Genomic DNA, 291 nt, shown 5'->3' on the forward strand with positions numbered 1-291 from the left:
GGTCGCCGAGGCGGCACCGCAGCGCGTGCACGCCGCCGTCGCGGCCGGCCACCCCGAGGCCGTAGACCCCGGGCCTGCCGTAGAGAACGGCGTCGGCACCGAGCGCCAGAGCGACCAGAACCTCGGCGCCCGATCTGATGCCCGAGTCCAGCAACACCGTCGCCCTGTCCCCCCCGGCGGTAGCGACAGGTTCGAGCGCGTCCAGTGCGGCGATCGAGTTGTCCACCTGTCGTCCCCCGTGATTGGAGACGAGTACGCCGTCGGCACCGGAGTCGACGGCGTACTCGTCTC

Annotated in this window: 1 protein-coding gene; it reads right to left on the minus strand. The window is 72.2% G+C overall.

The features are described 5' to 3' along the window. A partial coding sequence (locus AC0IX4_RS22985) for an alpha-hydroxy-acid oxidizing protein (protein ID WP_471831393.1) occupies positions 1 to 291 on the minus strand: 291 nt, incomplete at both ends.

This window comes from Rhodococcus sp. AC861, from assembly GCF_979256035.1.